Here is a 16,332-nt window from a genome sequence, read left to right as displayed (position 1 = left end):
GCAGGTCTCAAATCACAAAGGAAACCTGACATGTCACTTGTTGGAAACTGGTCCTATCCGACCGCAATCAAATTTGGTGCCGGGCGCATCAAGGAAATGCCCGCAGCCTGTGCCGCAGCCGGGATGAAGAAACCCCTGCTGGTCACGGACAAAGGGTTGGCCGATCTGCCGATCACATCGGCGACGCTGGATATCATGGAGGCGGCCGGTCTGGGCCGCGGTGTATTCAGTGATGTGGACCCAAACCCAAATGAGAAAAACCTCGACGCGGGCGTTGCGGCATACAAGGCCGGTGGGCACGATGGTGTGATTGCCTTTGGCGGCGGCTCGGGGCTGGATCTGGGCAAGATGGTCGCCTTCATGTGCGGCCAGACGCGCCCGGTATGGGACTTTGAGGATATCGGTGACTGGTGGACCCGCGCCGACGCGGATGCAATCGCGCCGATCATTGCGGTTCCAACGACTGCGGGGACCGGGTCCGAGGTTGGTCGTGCCAGTGTCATCACCAATTCCGAGACCCACGCCAAGAAGATCATCTTCCACCCCAAGGTCCTGCCAACGGTGGTGATCTGCGATCCTGAACTGACGGTTGGGATGCCCAAATTCATCACCGCAGGCACCGGCCTGGACGCCTTCGCGCATTGTGTCGAAGCCTATTCGAGCCCGCATTATCACCCGATGAGCCAGGGCATCGCACTGGAAGGCATGCGTTTGGTGAAAGACTATCTTCCGCGCGCCTACGCAGATGGCAGCGACATTGAGGCCCGCGCCCAGATGATGAGCGCGGCGGCCATGGGCGCGACCGCGTTCCAGAAGGGACTGGGTGCGATCCACGCCATGAGCCACCCGGTTGGCGCGCACTTTAACACCCATCACGGCACCACAAACGCGGTCTGTATGCCTGCCGTGCTGGACTTTAACGCCCCCGCCATCGCCGACCGGTTCCAGAACGCTGCCGCCTATCTGGGCATCAACGGAGGGTTCGATGGCTTCCGCGCCTTTGTGCAGGAATTCAACGACAGCCTTGGTATCCCGCGAAAGCTGGCAGACCTCGGCGTGACCGAAACCTCAGTCCCAACCCTCGTCGAAGGCGCAATCATCGACCCTTCATGCGGCGGGAACCCGATTGAGTTGACCAAAGAAAACCTGACACAGCTGTTCAAAGCAGCACTGTAAAAAAACAAGCGCCCGGCAAGGAACCTGCCGGGCGCTTTAAGAACTGTTCTACTGGTGCCGGATCAATGCCCGGTCAGTACCAGAGTGTTGACCGGCATCAGGATCAGGCGCAAACGCAAACCTGCCGCATGGACCACGCCAATTGTGTCAACCACATGCAGGAAAGCAGCTTGCCAAAAGCCCAAATCCTCGTGTTCCAGACGGTCATGGTTGTCGGTGTAGACATTGGCCAGACAGTTGCTGCCTGGAGGAATGTCATCGGCCATACCTTTATACAGCGGCTCCATAAAGACCAGAATTGATCCGGGATTAGTATTGTTCTGTACATCCCGCAATTCATCTGATGGACGGATCTGGCCGGACGGTATGACATCCTGCACCTCGACCACCACAGTGGGGATAACGGTGAAAGGCTTGGTCATGCAGCCCAACTCACCGATCATACCTGGCTTGATCACCTGAGCAGACAGTTGGTTGAAAGCCGCCTGAAAACGGTCATGTCCGGTATGCGATGGAACGAGGATGCCAGCAGGGCGCAACAAGGGGCTCACGTAATCACCGACTTGCAGGCTAAACTGCTCGACCCGTCCGGTAACACCGGCGACAATCAGTGTTTTGTCCAACTCGGTCTGCGCGGCGTCCAGCTGTGCAATGGCACTGGCCAGTTGCGCGGGGATCAGCTCCTCGATCTGCTGTTCAACTGCCGCACGTCTGGATTCGGCCGCAACAACCTGCGCCTCACGCTCGGCAACAAGGTTTTCCAACCGCTCAATCTCGGTCAGTCGGACAGCGCTTGAACCTTGGTCGCGCAGGGTCGTATTTCTTTCAAGATCGTCCAAGGACTGCGCCAAAGCCGCCTTGGCACCGGCAATACCGGCATCAGCCTCGGCCAGATCAGTTTCAGCCACGCGCAGCGAGGCCTGAACCTGTGCAATCTGTGCATTTGCCGCCTGAACCTGCGCTGCCTGGCTGAAATCTTCGATCCTGAAAATCGGCTGACCAGCGGTTACCAACTCGTTATTCTTGACGAATATTTCCGAAACGCGCCCGCCAAGTTGCGGCAGGATCGTCACGGTTCGAAAATAGGACGCTGCGGTTTTACTGGCTGGGTGAAAATAGAACAGCGTGGTGATTACCGTCAGCGCCAGAATGGCACAGGTCGTAAGGCCCCAGCGCAATTCGTACCACATGGTGAAAAGGGTGATCTCGTGACCGATACGTTTGCCCTGAACAAACCGGCGGAACAGATAATCGGGCAGCACCGTGATCAGGGCGCAAAGCAGAGTCTCAATCATGTGTTTTGCTCCTGCACGTCGGTGACTTCTGAAACGCCAGGGGTTGGAGCAGGTGCCTCGGGCACCGGTTCCGGAGCAATTGCACCTCCAAGAGAACGAATGGCATCGGCGATGTTTCTAAGTGGGGAGGCGAAATCCGGAAACTGGAATCCTGCGACCAGTACAGCGGCAATCCAGAATATCCCGTTATGTGTAAACAGGGCCAGCAGTGCCAGAATGCCCACCAACTGAAATTGCGGATGGTTGTTCTCGTGCGCCATTTTTTCCGGAACCGAATGAAGCGTCAGGTACCCAACACCGATCAGCACCACGAGAATGACAAAGAAGACGACCATAGCCGAAAAAAGGTAATCGCTTCCGTCAGCTGCGACGACGTATCGGGGAATGTGCCCAGTGGCCATTGGATGAAGATCTGCTGCGGTCACCTTGCCCTCCTGTTCGTTTTGATACTTCTTTGAACGGGTTGAAGCCCAAATTCAAGGCTGCATATATTTTGGAGATTCTTCGAAATGCCAAGTGCTTGACCCAGAGAGCTAAATGAAACCCAGAAAACTTGTGGCGAACCTGCTGCGGAAGGAACACAAATAATGATCGATTTCCTCGTCATCGGGGGCGGAATTGCCGGGTTGAGTGCGGGCGCGCGCTTGTCGGAACATGGAACCGTGATGGTTTTGGAGGCCGAAGACGCCTTGGGGTATCACGCGTCGGGTCGCTCGGCAGCCCTGTTTGAGCAAAGCTATGGTCCGCCATCCGTGGTGGCGCTGAACACGGCTGGGGCCGCGTTCCTGCACACACAGAACGGTGGGTACCTGACACGGCGCGGACTGATGTTGATCGGTTCGTTTGACCAAAGCGAGGTTTTCGAAGCCGACCGCAAGGATCTGAACATGGAAAGAATTCCCATCGATCAGGCGGTTTCGAGCGTTCCGATCCTGAACCCGGCCAAGGTGGGTTTCGCGGCTATCAGTGAAGCTGCGTTTGACATCGATACCGATCGCCTGTTGCAGGATTTCGCGCGGGCCATTCGCCAGAACGGAGGAACCGTTGCAACGAAAAGCAAAGTAACTGGTATTCGAAAAGAGCGGCATTGGCTAGTCGAGGCCGGGCAAATCTTCGAAGCCCGCAATTTGGTGAATGCGACCGGTGCATGGGTGGACGAGATCGCCATGCTTGCCGGGATACCACCTATCGGCATCACTCCTCGCCGCCGATCCATGGCGCGGCTGCCCGCCCCCGGGGGCCATGATGTATCCGGATGGCCCATGATGCTGGGCACGGGTGAAACATGGTACGCCAAACCGGACGCGGGCAAGCTGCTTGTTTCGCCTGCTGAAGCCGACCCGGTACCACCTCAGGACGCCTATGCCGACGATATGGTGCTGGCCGAAGGTCTGGCGCGCTATGAAGAATTGATGACCGAACCAGTAACACGCGTCGAAACAAACTGGGCAGGATTGCGCAGTTTCGCACCAGATGGAACCTTGGTGCTTGGGCCTGACCCGATTGACCCATCGTTCATCTGGTCTGCGGGTCAAGGCGGGTATGGTTTCCAAACAGCACCGGCAGCTTCGCAGTTGTTGTGTGATCTGGTGGTTGGAAACACGCCGGTGCTGGATCCAGACAGTGTTAAGTCGCTGACCCCAAACAGGTTGAACAGATGATAAAACGCAATCTACCGCCCTCTGCGAGTGTCGCCAACGCGGGTGAGGATGGAAAACTGGTGGCCCCGGCAGCGACGCGAAACTTGGATGCGCTTTGTGCGTTGCTACAAGACTGGGCACCGCGCCGCGGGCACGCGCTGGAGATTGCAAGCGGAACCGGTCAGCATGTCTGTGGATTTGCTGATTTGCTGCCCGATCTGACGTGGCATCCCACCGAACCTGACCCTGAGCGCCGCAATAGCATCGACGCCTATGCCAGCGCCTTACCCAACGTGGCAGGCGCCGAACATCTGGACGCAACGAATTCGGGCTGGCATACCCGCTTTCCTTCGCAGGACCTGATCGTCTTGATCAACCTGATACATTTGATCAGTTGGCAGGACACCAGAACCATTTTCGCCGAAATCGCTCAGTCCCTGACTGAAAATGGGAGGTTCGTTTTGTACGGCCCATTCAAACGCTCGGGCCAATTGACAAGCGACGGGGACAAAAGGTTTCACGAGGCTCTGATCGGGCAAGATCCAGACATTGGATACAAGAACGACGAAGATATGCTTGGCCTGTTTCAGGACGTAGGGTTGCGCGTGCTGAAAACCATCGACATGCCCGCAAATAACCTTGCATTTGTTTCCGAGCGCCCGGCCAACTGATCGAGATCAAAGTCAAATTACCACTGCCTGCACATATTCCCGTTATCTTATATGAAAAAGGCACTCAATATGGCTTGGCAAGAAAAGCTCTCGGCGACGCGCACCAGTTTGCGCAACCTCAACGGGGCCATTCCCGACACTTCGCGCGCATTCGGCGCGCTTGGGAAGGCTGTGAAGGAAGGCGGAACGCTCGACTATAAAACCAAGGAATTTATCGCGTTGGGCATGTCGGTGTCGCTCCGCTGCGAGCCCTGCATTACCCTGCACACCGATGCGCTGGTCAAAGCGGGCGCAACGCGCGAAGAGGTGTCCGACGTTTTGGGTATGGCTATTCAGATGGGTGGTGGACCAGCCATGATGTATGCTGCCAAGGCGTTGGAATGTTTCGACGAACTATCCGCGTAACCAACAGAAAAGGCCCCGGAAATTCCGGGGCCTTAGATTGATCAGCCGTCCTTGCGGATGGTTTCGTTTTTCGGATCATAGGGGCTGTCGCATGTCACGACAGCATCCCACAACTTGTCCTGCATCTTGACCTTCAGCTTGGTGCCTTCGACCGCCAGATCAGGCCTCACATAGCCCATGCCGATCGACTTCTCGAACGCGACAGAATAGCCGCCCGAGGTCAGTCGACCTACACGCTCGCCTTCCGGCGTATACAGCGCCTCGCGGCCCCACGGGTCAGCATCCGCTGGACCGTCGATCAGCAAGGTGCAGCACTTGACGCGCACACCGGTCTCTTCCAGCTTGGCCTTGCCGTGGAAGTCCTTGGACAGGTCGACAAAGCGCGGCAGGTCGGCTTCCAGCGGGGTCGCATCGCGGCCCAGTTCGGTGCCAAAGGCGCGATAGGATTTCTCCTGACGCAGCCAGTTCTGGGCACGGGCACCGACCAGTTTCATGCCGTGCTTTTCACCGGCTTTTTCCAGCAAATCGAACAGGTAGTTCTGCATCTCGATCGGATGGTGCAGTTCCCAGCCCAGCTCACCGGTATAGGCCACGCGGATCGCGTTCACGGGGCACATGCCCAGTTCGATCTGACGGGCCGACAACCACGGGAAGCGCTTGTTGGACAGCGCGGTTTCCGGATCGGCGTCCTTGATGACTTCTTTCAGAACGTCACGCGACTTGGGTCCGGCGATGGCGAAAACGCCCCATTGCGTAGTCACGTCCTGGATTTCGATGTAACCGAACTCCTCCATCTTGTCCTCGGCCGCTTTACGCAGGTAGTCGGCGTCGTACTCGGTCCATGCACCGGCAGAGACGATGTAGTAGTTGTTCTCGCCATTGCGGACGATGGTGTATTCGGTGCGGGTGGTGCCATTCGAGGTCAGCGCGTAGGTCAGGTTGATACGACCGACCTTGGGCAGCTTGTTGCAGGTGAACCAATCCAGGAACTGCGTGGCACCGGGGCCTTTGACGACATGCTTGGTGAAGGCCGATGCGTCGATCAGGCCAACGCCTTCGCGGATCGCCTTGGCCTCTTCGACGGCATATTGCCACCAGCCGCCACGGCGGAACGAGCGTGCTTCCTTGTCGAAATTCTCGGGCGCGTCCAGCGGGCCGAAATAGTTCGGGCGTTCCCAGCCATTGACCCAGCCGAATTGAGCACCGCGGGCTTTCTGGCGATCATAGGCCGGAACGGTCCGTAGCGGACGGCAGGCTTCACGCTCTTCATCCGGGTGGTGCAGGATGTAGACATGCTCGTAGCATTCTTCATTCTTGCGTGCCGCGAACTCGGTGGTCATCCAGTTGCTGCTGTAACGTTTAGGGTCCAGCGATGCCATGTCGATCTCGGCTTCGCCATCGACCATCATCTGTGCCAGATAATAGCCGGTGCCACCCGCAGCGGTGATGCCAAAGCTGAAACCCTCGGCCAGCCACATGTTGCGCAAACCCGGAGCCGGACCAACCAGCGGGTTGCCATCCGGTGTATAGCAGATCGGGCCGTTGAAATCGTCCTTCAGGCCGGATTCGGCACAGGACGGCACGCGCTCGGCCATTGCCATATACTGTTCGGCGATCCGGTCCAGATCCAGCGGGAACAGGTCGGCGCGGAAGCTGTCCGGAACGCCGAATTCGAACTGCGCAGGGGCGCCGTGTTCGTAGATACCAAGAATCCAGCCACCGCGTTCTTCACGTGCATAGGATTCGTTGTCGGCATCGCGGACAACGGGGTGCTCTGGGTTGCCTGCTTCGCGCCATTTGACCAACTCGGGGTCTTTGTCCATGACGATAAAGGTGTGTTCGACCGGGATTGCAGGCATTTTGATGCCCAGCATCTTGGCGGTGCGCTGCGCGTGGTTGCCCGACGCGGTCACAACATGTTCGGCGGTGATTACGACCTGCTCGTCGGAAGGCACAAGGTTGCCGCCCTTTTCGACCATCTTGGTGCAGGTCACTTCCCAGTGCGTGCCGTTCCAATGGAAGGCGTCAGCCTGCATCTTGCGCACGATTTCGACGCCACGCTGACGGGCCCCCTTGGCCATCGCCTGAGTCACGTCGGCAGGGTTAATATAACCGTCCTCGGTGTGATAGATCGCGCCCTTCAGATCCGATGTCTCGATCAGCGGCCAGCGTTCCTTGATCTGGTCCGGGGTCAGCCATTCGTATTTCACATCACAGGTTTCGGCGGTCGAGGCATAGAGCATGTATTCGTCCATACGCTCTTGCGTCTGTGCCATGCGCAGGTTGCCCACAACCGCGAAGCCTGCATTCAGGCCGGTTTCTTCCTCAAGCGTCTTGTAGAAATCCACCGAATACTTGTGGATATGGGTCGTCGCATAGGACATGTTGAACAGCGGCAACAGGCCCGCGGCGTGCCAGGTGGACCCGGACGTCAGTTCGTCCCGTTCGATCAACATCACATCGTCCCAGCCCGCTTTGGCCAGATGATAGGCAATCGAGGTCCCGACGGCGCCGCCGCCTACGACCAATGCTTTGACTTGGGTTTTCATAACCGGGCGTCTCCCCTTGAAATCAGTTGACACCATATGGCGCACTTAAGGGGGAAAGCGCGACATTCATCCGACCAGTGATATGAAAAAAACGACCCGAATATCGAAAGCGGGTCGCAATTCATTCGTTGGACCGCTGCCCTCAACCACCGGAACGGCAACGTTTGCTTGTTCCGACCGAGACGCAAACTAATTTGCCACTCTCTTCCGAGGGATTCTTCACCGCCGGTTCCTGTGATGGCGAAGGCTGCGCCTCTGCCGTGAACCAGCCGTCAGAAAGACCGACACGCGAGGAGACCGAGGCAAGATATTCTTTCACGCCCAAACCACTTTCCGATGCTTTGGCTTGCTGAACATAGTCCAGCCCTACAACGGCCAACCCGCAGATGGCTACAAACCCCGCCAGATATTTTACGCTCATGTCGACCATCCTCTGTCATCAACCCTTTGAAACCATGACATGTGGACGTTTTGAGGGCGCAAATACGGACCAGGGGGTGAATATGGCTACGTGTCATCCGACAAGATCTTGCCGGGATTCATGATATTGTCTGGGTCCAGCGCGGCCTTGATCGCAGCCATGTATCGCGTGGCGGCGCCCAGTTCCCTGGTCAGATACGGTCTCTTTCCCTGCCCGATGCCATGTTCACCGGTACACGTGCCTTCCATGGATATCGCCATGTCGTTCAGCCAGCCGACAAACGCCTCGGTCTTGGCAACTTCTTCAACGTTTTCCATGTCGATCAGCAGCAGCGTATGGAAATTGCCGTCCCCCACATGGCCCACGATGGGCGCCAACAAGCCGAGGCCGGCAGCTTTTTTCTGCGTTTCGGTCACACATTCGGCCAGACGCGAGATCGGTACGCAGACATCGGTCGAGATGCCCCGCGCACCGGGGCGCAGTTGCAGACACGCCCAATACATATCGTGCCGCGCCTGCCACAGTTTGTTCCGTTCTTCAGTGGTCGACGTTGCCGCGAAGTCTGTGCCACCAAATTCTTCGGCGATCTGACCAAAGGTTTCAGCCTGCTCTACGGCACCACTTTCCGAGCCGTGAAATTCCAGCAACAACAATGGTGTATCCGGCAGACTCAGCCCGGAATAGGCGTTGGCGGCCTGAACCGACAACTCGTCCAGCAACTCGATCCGGGCAACCGGGATGCCGTACTGAATGGTCATCATCACCGCACGGCACGCGGCATCGACTGTCGGAAAGGAACACCGCGCCGAACTGATGGATTCGGGGATACCCTGCAACCGCAATGTCAGCTCGGTGATGATTCCCAGCGTGCCTTCCGCCCCGATCAGAAGACGGGCCAGGTCATAGCCGGCCGAAGATTTCTTGGCCCGGTGCCCGGTACGGATGATCTGACCGTCTGGCATCACGGCTTCAAGGCTGAGAACGTTGTCCTTCATCGTCCCATAGCGCACCGCATTGGTGCCCGACGCACGAGTGGCAGCCATCCCACCCAGCGACGCATTCGCCCCGGGATCAATCGGAAAGAACAGGCCCAGATCGCGCAGATGGGTATTCAACGCTTCGCGCGTGACACCGGGCTGCACGACGCAATCCAGATCCTCGGCATGAACTGCAAGCACACGATCCATTTGCGTCAGATCGACCGAGATGCCCCCCGCTGGCGCATTTACATGCCCTTCCAGAGATGTTCCCGTTCCGAACGGGATCACTGGCACCCGGTGCGCTGCGCAGGTTTTGACGATGTCCGAAACATCCTGCGTGGAATGCGGGAAAACCACGGCATCGGGGCTTTGGTTCTCGATCCAGGTCGTGGTGTGCCCATGTTGTTCACGGACAGCGGCACCCGTTTGCAACCTGTCGCCAAAGCGCTGCTTGAGAATGCTTATGACGGTTTCAATACCAGCTTCATTCCTTGGCAATGCGGTTGCCTGCACCATTGTCATCCTCCCCTGCCCCAAAGCACTTCAGGCCTTTCAGCCTATGACTAAAAGGCCCGTTGAAAGCAGGCAATCCCCACTAATACCGAGGGTCTATTCGCCCAGCGCAATTCCTTCGCGGCGCGGGTCGGCACCACCGCTCAGCCCGTCACCGATTTCGATGGCGTGCAGCCCCGAAGTCAGGTCGCGTGCGTTGACTTCAAAACCCAGCTGAGCAAGCGCGTCTGTAAATCCTTCCGCCGAAGTCGCTGCCTCGACATCATATGTTCCGAACCGGTTGACCAGATGAGGCAGGGAAATCGCCTGCTGCACGTCCATTCCCCAATCGGCCCAGGCGATGATGGACTTGGCGACATAGCCGATAATCCGGCTGCCGCCCGGAGACCCGATAGCCAGAACCGGCTCGCCATCCTGCAACACGATGGTCGGGCTCATGGATGAGCGCGGACGCTTGCCCGGCTCCAGCCGGTTGGCAATCGGCACGCCGTCGCTGTGTGTCTTGAACGAGAAATCAGTAAGCTCGTTGTTCAGCAGGAACCCGTTTGTCATCAGGCGTGACCCAAAACCATTCTCGATTGTCGTCGTCATCGACAACACATTGCCATAGCTGTCCACGATCGAGATATGCGAGGTTGACGGCAGCTCCAGCGACACGTCGTCCGCCCAAATCAAAGCATGGTCAAATTCCGGTTGGCCCGGTGCGACCTCGGACAAGGCCACTTCGCTTTCCAGCAAGGCTGCCCGCTGGGTCAAATAACCCGGTTCAACCAGCCCTTTGGTGGGCATGGGTATGAAATCGCTATCGGCCATGTACCGCCCACGATCCGCAAAGGCGAGGCGCGAAGCATCGCCGATCAGGCGCCATGCCTCGACGCTCTCAGCGCCCATTGCTGCAAGATCATAGCTGTTCAGCATCCCCAGAATCTGCCCGACGGTCAGGGCACCCGACGACGGCGGGCCCATGCCGCAAACCTCGTAGGCGCGGTATTCGGCACAGACCGGTTCACGTTCGATCACCTGGTAGAGCGCCAAATCCACCCCTGCAAGAACGCCGGGATTTCCTGGGGCATTGCGAACAGTTCGCACGATATCCGCAGCGATCTCACCTCCGTAAAAACCGGCAGCGCCATCGCTGGCCAGCACGCGCAATGTTTCGGCATAATCCGGGTTCATCAACCGCTGCCCCTGCTGCAACGGCTGACCGTCAGGCAGGAAATATGCGGCTGTTTCGGGAAAGCGCGACAGGCGGTCAGCATCGTTTTCTACAAGGCTGGCCAGACGCGGGGAAACCAGAAACCCTTCATCCGCCAATCGGATTCCGTCGGCAAACAGTCCGGGCCAAGACGCGCGCCCCCATCTTCGATGCGCCTCTTCCAGCAGTGCAGGCGTACCCGGTGTACCCACCGACAATCCGCCCACCACCGCATCGAAGAATTTCAGCGGCTCGCCGTTTTCATCCTGAAACAGCGTCGGGGTAGCGGCAAGGGGGGCCGTTTCGCGCCCGTCCAGCGTTGTCATCTGCCCGCTGGCCGCGTCGTACCAAACCAGAAACGCACCCCCGCCCAGACCAGAAGATTGCGGCTCGACCAGCCCCAGCACGACCTGCACGGCAACCATCGCATCCGCGGCAGACCCGCCCGCGCGCAGCACTTTGGCCCCGGCCTCGACCGCCAGCGGATTGGCCGCAGCTATCATCCAGTTTTCGGATGTGACCGGGACTCCCTCAAGCTTGGCTTCGAGGGCCGCAATAACCTCGTCGGTCATCGCCTGAACCTGCCCTTCTGTCGCGGCTTCGGGTGCAACGGCATCGGCTGTTTCCTGCGCGAACCCCGGTGTCGAAATAGCAAGTGCGGTAGTAAGCAGCAGTGCTGAAACATGTCTCATCTGTTCTAACCCTCCAATACAATCTTTATTTTCAATCCTGTAAGGATTTTGCCCCCTCTGCAACGATCAGGCATGGCAGCGTGTTATCACAGCGAAGTTTCGCCATTTCCCCTACGGTTCGGTTTCTTCGGCGCGACGATCCTGATCATAGCGGGTTGTCTCGGCAAATTCGGGTAGCCACGCCTCGCGCCGTTTGGTCCAGCATTCATATGTCGGTATGAATTGGTCAGGCGCGTCAAGACAGCCCAGATGCACTTCGACTTCGGCACCGCTTCGGGCAAATACCGGAGATCCGCAATCAGGGCAAAAGTACCGGTCAGAATAACCTTTCACATTTCCGGTGATCTTAACCGCATCCGCCGGAAAAATAGCCACCGCATAAAACAACGCGCCGTGGTGTTTGCGGCAGTCCAGACAATGGCAAATCCCGACGCGAAGAGGACAACCCGAAGCCGTGACGCGCAGTTTTCCACAACGGCATCCCCCTTCAAACACGTCCATCCATGATCCTTTCCGACGCGTCAGAGCATCGCAGGCACAACCTGATCCGGTGGGCGGTGGCCATCTTCGAAGGTTTTGATGTTGATGATGACTTTTTCACCCATCTCAACCCGGCCCTCCAGCGTGGCCGACCCCATATGCGGCAGTAGAACCACGTTCGGCAACTGCCGCAAGCGCGGGTTCACACCGGTTCCCTGTTCGTAGACATCCAGCCCCGCGCCCGCAATTTCCCCCGCACGGATCATCCGGGTCAAAGCGTTCTCGTCAATAACCTCACCCCGCGAAGTATTCACGATCACTGCCGAGGGTTTCATCAGCTTTAGGCGGCGCGCGTTCATCAGGTGGAAGGTAGACGGTGTCGATGGGCAGTTGATAGATATCACATCCATACGCGCCACCATCTGATCCAGGCTTTCCCAATAGGTCGCCTCTAGTTCTTGCTCAATCTCTGGGCGCAATCTGCGGCGGTTGTGATAATGGATCTGCATACCAAACGCCTTGGCGCGGCGGGCCACAGCCTGTCCGATCCGGCCCATGCCCAGAATACCCAAACGCCGCCCGCCAATGCGACCACCCAGAAACGCGGTGGGGGCCCACCCGGTCCAGTCGCCTTGCTGCATGACGCTCAACCCTTCGGGAATGCGCCGTGTGACAGCGAGAATCAGGGCCATGGTCATATCTGCCGTGTCGTCGGTCAGCACACCGGGCGTGTTGGACACCAATATGCCGCGCTGCCGCGCCGTCGCCACATCGATATTGTCGACACCGGCCCCGTAATTGGCGATCAGCCGCAGTTTTTCACCTGCCTGACCCAATAGCCCGCCATCAATGGTATCGGTCACCGTAGGCACCAGAACATCGGCATCCTGCACCGCTGCTACTAATTCTTCACGCGTCATTGGGGTGTCGTCGTCGCGCAGGCGCACGTCAAACAATTCGCTTAACCGGGTTTCTACTGCCTCAGGCAACCGTCGCGTAACGACAACACTTAAACGTTCTCTTGGCACCTCGGCTCTCCCACTGCTTTGCAAACGGACGCGCGCCATGGCATCGTGGCGCAGGATAAGGCGGGGCACAAGAACCCCAATGGCATTGAGTCGACCTTTTTTCAAAACCGGATCAACAGGCATAAGAGCGGGCAGTCAGTGAGTGGTATTCGACCGGTAAAACGCCGATTTCTGGCGGTAGTTTCCGCATTTCTGGTCATGTTCGGTGCCTACGCCGCACATGCCGAAGTCAAACGCGGATCGGTCACCAACCTGCCCCTGCCCCGATATGTGTCGATGAAGGCAGCCGAAGGGAACGTGCGGCGCGGACCATCCCTAACCCACCGAATCGATTGGGTATTCAAAAGGCGTGGCATGCCGCTGCAGGTCACTGCCGAATACGGCAACTGGCGCAAGGTCCAAGACCGCGACGGCGCGGGTGGCTGGGTTCACTATGCCTTGTTGTCTGGCGTCCGAACGGTGCTGATCGAATCCGAGATGCTGCCTGTTTATGCCCGCCCCGACCCGACCTCGCCCGTGAATGCCCATTTCGAGACCGGAGTGGTGGCGCGCCTTGGAGCCTGTTCGCTGGACTGGTGCAGGATCACCGCCGGCGGATACCGTGGCTGGACACTGAAATCGAACCTTTGGGGCGTCGATTCTTCCGAAATTCGGGAATAGGCGAAAGACAATTTCCGGTATCCGCGGTTGCGCATCGCCCCGAAAAAGCGCGACAAGCTGTTTGAGTTACCGGCCCAATCGCCGCTTAACTCGACCTAAACGGAGGACCCTATGCGCGCAGTCACCTATTCAGCCTTCGGAGACGCTGTCGATGTCTTGCGCATACAGGATATTCCCCCAGTTCCGCCTGGACCGGGTGAAGTCACGGTCGAGTTGTCTTATTCCGGCGTAAATCCCTCGGACGTCAAGGCCCGCGCGGGAACCCGACCGGGTGTCACAGAACCTCCGTTTCCGCTGATCGTTCCGCACAGCGACGGGGCTGGAGTCATCACAGCGGTTGGCGATGGCGTACCCGCGACGCGGATTGGTCAGCGCGTGTGGATTTGGAACGGGCAATGGCAACGCGCGTTCGGTACAGCTGCCAGCCACATCACCCTGCCTGAATCTCAGGCTGTAGAACTGCCCGAGACGGTGTCACTTGAAACCGGGGCAATTCTTGGAATTCCCGGCCTAACCGCATGCCATGCGGTGTTTTCGGGCGGCACGCCGCGCGGGCAAACCGTTTTGATCCATGGCGGGGCGGGAACTGTCGGTTACCTGGCTGTGCAACTTGCCAAATGGGCCGGAGCCAAAGTGATCGCAACGGCCAGCGCCCGCAGTTTTGACCGGGTCAAGGCAGTTGGTGCAGATGTCGTTCTCGACTACACCGGTGAACACCTTTCGGATCAGATCCTCGACGCAAATGATGGACGTGCAATTGGTCGAATCGTCGATGTCGAATTTGGACGGAACCTTGCCACCAACATTGCCGTCATCGCCGAGAACGGCCGTATCAACGCATATGGATCTGCCCGGAATATGACGCCCGTCTTTCCCTTTGGACCTATGATGTTCAAGGCCGTGACACTCGAGGCGGTCCTGATCTACCTGCTGCCTGCGGACTTGCGCGCCGTCGCAATAAAGACATTACACAAGGCACTGATTGATGGCGCATTGATCTGCCCCGTACATAAGGTCTTTACACTGGAAGAATGCGCTGCCGCCCATGCGATGGTACAGGAAGGCAACCGTACCGGAGCGGTGTTGATCGACACCAAATGAGAGGCCCTCAAAAAAATTTTACGGCGCTCGTTTTTTTTGCAAAACGCTCTTGAACCCTGCCATCAACAATCGTAGATAGCCGCTCACCGTTGGGGTGTAGCCAAGTGGTAAGGCAGCGGTTTTTGGTACCGTGTATCGTAGGTTCGAATCCTACCACCCCAGCCATGATTTTCCCTAATGCGAATTACCCATAAGCGTGCAAATTTCACTCGGTTCGTGCAAATCGATGTCAATAAGTTTGTCTACTCACACCGTTTGGAAGATTCACCATCATCTGTGCATTTCTATTGAAAGCGGAGAATACTAGTTTTCCTTAGGAAATTGCTGCTGGCTTTTAGTATTGAGCCTCGGGTGATTGATGCAAAGGTCGTTTCTAGGGTTCGCTCCAGATTTGTTGATTCCGTTCCCAGATCTTCTCGCCAATCAGGCAGTCATAGTCTGAGGGTGAGATGTATTGCGCCTTCATAACCTCTCCTATTGCTGGCGCTGATCCAATTTCCAGAACCAATTTTCGTCGTACGGCCTCCGCAAAGCCTTTCCAGTCAAGCACCGGGATTACGAATGAACCAAGTCCGCCCGTCACACAGTTCCGGTAGTAGGCGTCAAGATCGTCGAGGTGCCACTGACTCCCCATACCCTCACGGGTCATCAGCGGTAACCCATTTATGGTGATCGACTTCGACAATACTGCCTCACGGGCTTGCAAAACCGGGCGACCCTGATTGTTAGGCCCGTCGCCAGAAACGTCGATAACTTTACGTAGACCTTCGAATTCGTTCCGTTCGATCATCGATGCCCCGAAGATCAGGGCCTCAGAGATTGAAGTGCGGCGCAAGGCGGGATCGAAACGCGTGGTCAAAACACCCGCAAACTCATCCAGATCAGCGCGTGTTTCTAACAGCATCCAGTCAACAATAACGTCTTGTGTTCCCGCCCACTCGACGTATGTCAAAGCCACCCGTTGCAAAGGGCCCGACTGAACAGCGGCGAAAACTTCATCCGACATCAAGGCTGCGGCGTAACCCTGCCGCTGAATCTCGAGTTCTCGCTCAGTCATCGACCTTGAAACATCTACAAGAAGGGCCAGTTCCAGGTCGACTTCAATTTTCTCAGACGCGACAGGAGTTGCCGAGAGAGAGGCAATCGCGACAATTGTCAGGAGCAAGTTACGTAGCATCAGTTAACGGATGGCGCGATGCGCTGTTAAGTCAAGCTTCAAGTGGTTGATCAAGCTTTTGGCGACAAATAACTCTAAAACATGACGGCTTGGTTCAATCGTTGAGGATACGAATGTCACTTAAGCGAAGTCACTATTTTCAGCCCGAAGCGGACATGCTCGACCTTAACGCAGAGCGGGACCGGTTATACGCTACGAGATTGAAAACGGTTGGTGGCTACGAGTAGAGCGGGCACTCATGATGAGATCGGGGTCAATGTGGACCTGTCCCGTTTTTGTGCCGCCCCAAGTGCTCGTTTAAGCCACTTTCCTTTCGAATGCGACAGGGCTTTTCCAGCCCAATGCTGAG

Annotated in this window: 15 protein-coding genes and 1 tRNA gene; 7 read left to right on the top strand and 9 right to left on the bottom strand. The window is 57.4% G+C overall.

Annotated features, from left to right (window positions below):
• Positions 1-30 precede the first annotated feature (30 nt).
• Positions 31-1,176: an iron-containing alcohol dehydrogenase gene (locus ACR0ES_RS04660; RefSeq protein ID WP_480773132.1), complete on the top strand. Its 1,146-nt coding sequence runs from the start codon at positions 31-33 to the stop codon at positions 1,174-1,176.
• A 62-nt stretch (positions 1,177-1,238) separates the two neighbouring features.
• Here ACR0ES_RS04660 and ACR0ES_RS04655 read toward each other — a convergent pair whose 3' ends face one another.
• Both ACR0ES_RS04655 and ACR0ES_RS04650 read right to left on the bottom strand, forming a co-directional pair.
• On the bottom strand, positions 1,239-2,471 hold the full coding sequence (locus ACR0ES_RS04655) for an HlyD family secretion protein (RefSeq protein ID WP_480506169.1): 1,233 nt from the start codon (positions 2,469-2,471) through the stop codon (positions 1,239-1,241).
• Entirely contained in the window at positions 2,468-2,872 is a 405-nt protein-coding gene (locus tag ACR0ES_RS04650) for a hypothetical protein (RefSeq protein WP_480773258.1), read from the bottom strand. Before ACR0ES_RS04650 ends, ACR0ES_RS04655 begins: the two co-directional genes overlap by 4 nt.
• Positions 2,873-3,058: 186 nt before the next feature.
• Here ACR0ES_RS04650 and ACR0ES_RS04645 point away from each other — a divergent pair, with 186 nt between their 5' ends.
• From ACR0ES_RS04645 to ACR0ES_RS04635, 3 genes are all read left to right on the top strand, one after another.
• Positions 3,059-4,132 carry an NAD(P)/FAD-dependent oxidoreductase gene (locus ACR0ES_RS04645; RefSeq protein WP_480869708.1) on the top strand — a complete coding sequence of 358 codons (1,074 nt, stop codon included), beginning with the start codon at positions 3,059-3,061 and terminating at the stop codon, positions 4,130-4,132.
• Positions 4,129-4,782 carry a DUF938 domain-containing protein gene (locus ACR0ES_RS04640; protein ID WP_480773130.1) on the top strand — a complete coding sequence of 218 codons (654 nt, stop codon included), beginning with the start codon at positions 4,129-4,131 and terminating at the stop codon, positions 4,780-4,782. Before ACR0ES_RS04645 ends, ACR0ES_RS04640 begins: the two co-directional genes overlap by 4 nt.
• A 69-nt stretch (positions 4,783-4,851) precedes the next feature.
• A complete protein-coding gene (locus tag ACR0ES_RS04635) occupies positions 4,852-5,187 on the top strand; it encodes a carboxymuconolactone decarboxylase family protein (RefSeq protein ID WP_209504659.1) in 336 nt (111 codons plus the stop codon).
• A gap of 41 nt (positions 5,188-5,228) precedes the next feature.
• On the opposite strand, the gene ACR0ES_RS04630 is transcribed toward ACR0ES_RS04635, so the two are convergent.
• The 6 genes from ACR0ES_RS04630 to ACR0ES_RS04605 all read right to left on the bottom strand — a co-directional run bounded on the left by ACR0ES_RS04630 (position 5,229) and on the right by ACR0ES_RS04605 (position 13,045).
• Positions 5,229-7,736: a GcvT family protein gene (locus ACR0ES_RS04630; protein WP_480869706.1), complete on the bottom strand. Its 2,508-nt coding sequence runs from the start codon at positions 7,734-7,736 to the stop codon at positions 5,229-5,231.
• 142 nt (positions 7,737-7,878) lie between these two features.
• A complete protein-coding gene (locus ACR0ES_RS04625) occupies positions 7,879-8,157 on the bottom strand; it encodes a hypothetical protein (protein ID WP_480482071.1) in 279 nt (92 codons plus the stop codon).
• 86 nt (positions 8,158-8,243) lie between these two features.
• Complete coding sequence (locus ACR0ES_RS04620) at positions 8,244-9,653, bottom strand: FAD-binding oxidoreductase (RefSeq protein ID WP_480869704.1); 1,410 nt, start codon at positions 9,651-9,653, stop codon at positions 8,244-8,246.
• 93 nt (positions 9,654-9,746) lie between these two features.
• Entirely contained in the window at positions 9,747-11,537 is a 1,791-nt protein-coding gene (gene ggt, locus ACR0ES_RS04615) for a gamma-glutamyltransferase (RefSeq protein ID WP_480869702.1), read from the bottom strand.
• A gap of 111 nt (positions 11,538-11,648) precedes the next feature.
• Positions 11,649-12,038, bottom strand: a complete 390-nt coding sequence (locus ACR0ES_RS04610) for a GFA family protein (RefSeq protein WP_480773126.1) — start codon at positions 12,036-12,038, stop codon at positions 11,649-11,651.
• Positions 12,039-12,058: 20 nt separating this feature from the next.
• A complete protein-coding gene (locus ACR0ES_RS04605; protein ID WP_480482079.1) occupies positions 12,059-13,045 on the bottom strand; it encodes a 2-hydroxyacid dehydrogenase in 987 nt (328 codons plus the stop codon).
• A 198-nt stretch (positions 13,046-13,243) separates the two neighbouring features.
• Here ACR0ES_RS04605 and ACR0ES_RS04600 point away from each other — a divergent pair, with 198 nt between their 5' ends.
• From ACR0ES_RS04600 to ACR0ES_RS04590, 3 genes are all read left to right on the top strand, one after another.
• A complete protein-coding gene (locus tag ACR0ES_RS04600; RefSeq protein ID WP_480486491.1) occupies positions 13,244-13,705 on the top strand; it encodes an SH3 domain-containing protein in 462 nt (153 codons plus the stop codon).
• A gap of 111 nt (positions 13,706-13,816) precedes the next feature.
• Positions 13,817-14,806 (top strand): NADPH:quinone reductase, encoded by a 990-nt coding sequence (locus ACR0ES_RS04595; protein WP_480869700.1) that lies wholly within the window; start codon positions 13,817-13,819, stop codon positions 14,804-14,806.
• Positions 14,807-14,896: 90 nt separating this feature from the next.
• Positions 14,897-14,971: transfer RNA gene (locus ACR0ES_RS04590), tRNA-Gln, on the top strand.
• Positions 14,972-15,179: 208 nt separating this feature from the next.
• Here the strand turns inward: ACR0ES_RS04590 and ACR0ES_RS04585 are convergent.
• A complete protein-coding gene (locus tag ACR0ES_RS04585) occupies positions 15,180-15,983 on the bottom strand; it encodes a DUF1194 domain-containing protein (RefSeq protein ID WP_170352253.1) in 804 nt (267 codons plus the stop codon).
• Between the last annotated feature and the right edge of the window lie 349 nt (positions 15,984-16,332).

The sequence above is a fragment of the Ruegeria sp. N7 genome (genome assembly GCF_056531345.1).
The sequence above is the reverse complement of the archived record's forward strand: the minus strand, read 5'-3'. Positions and strand labels throughout refer to the sequence as shown.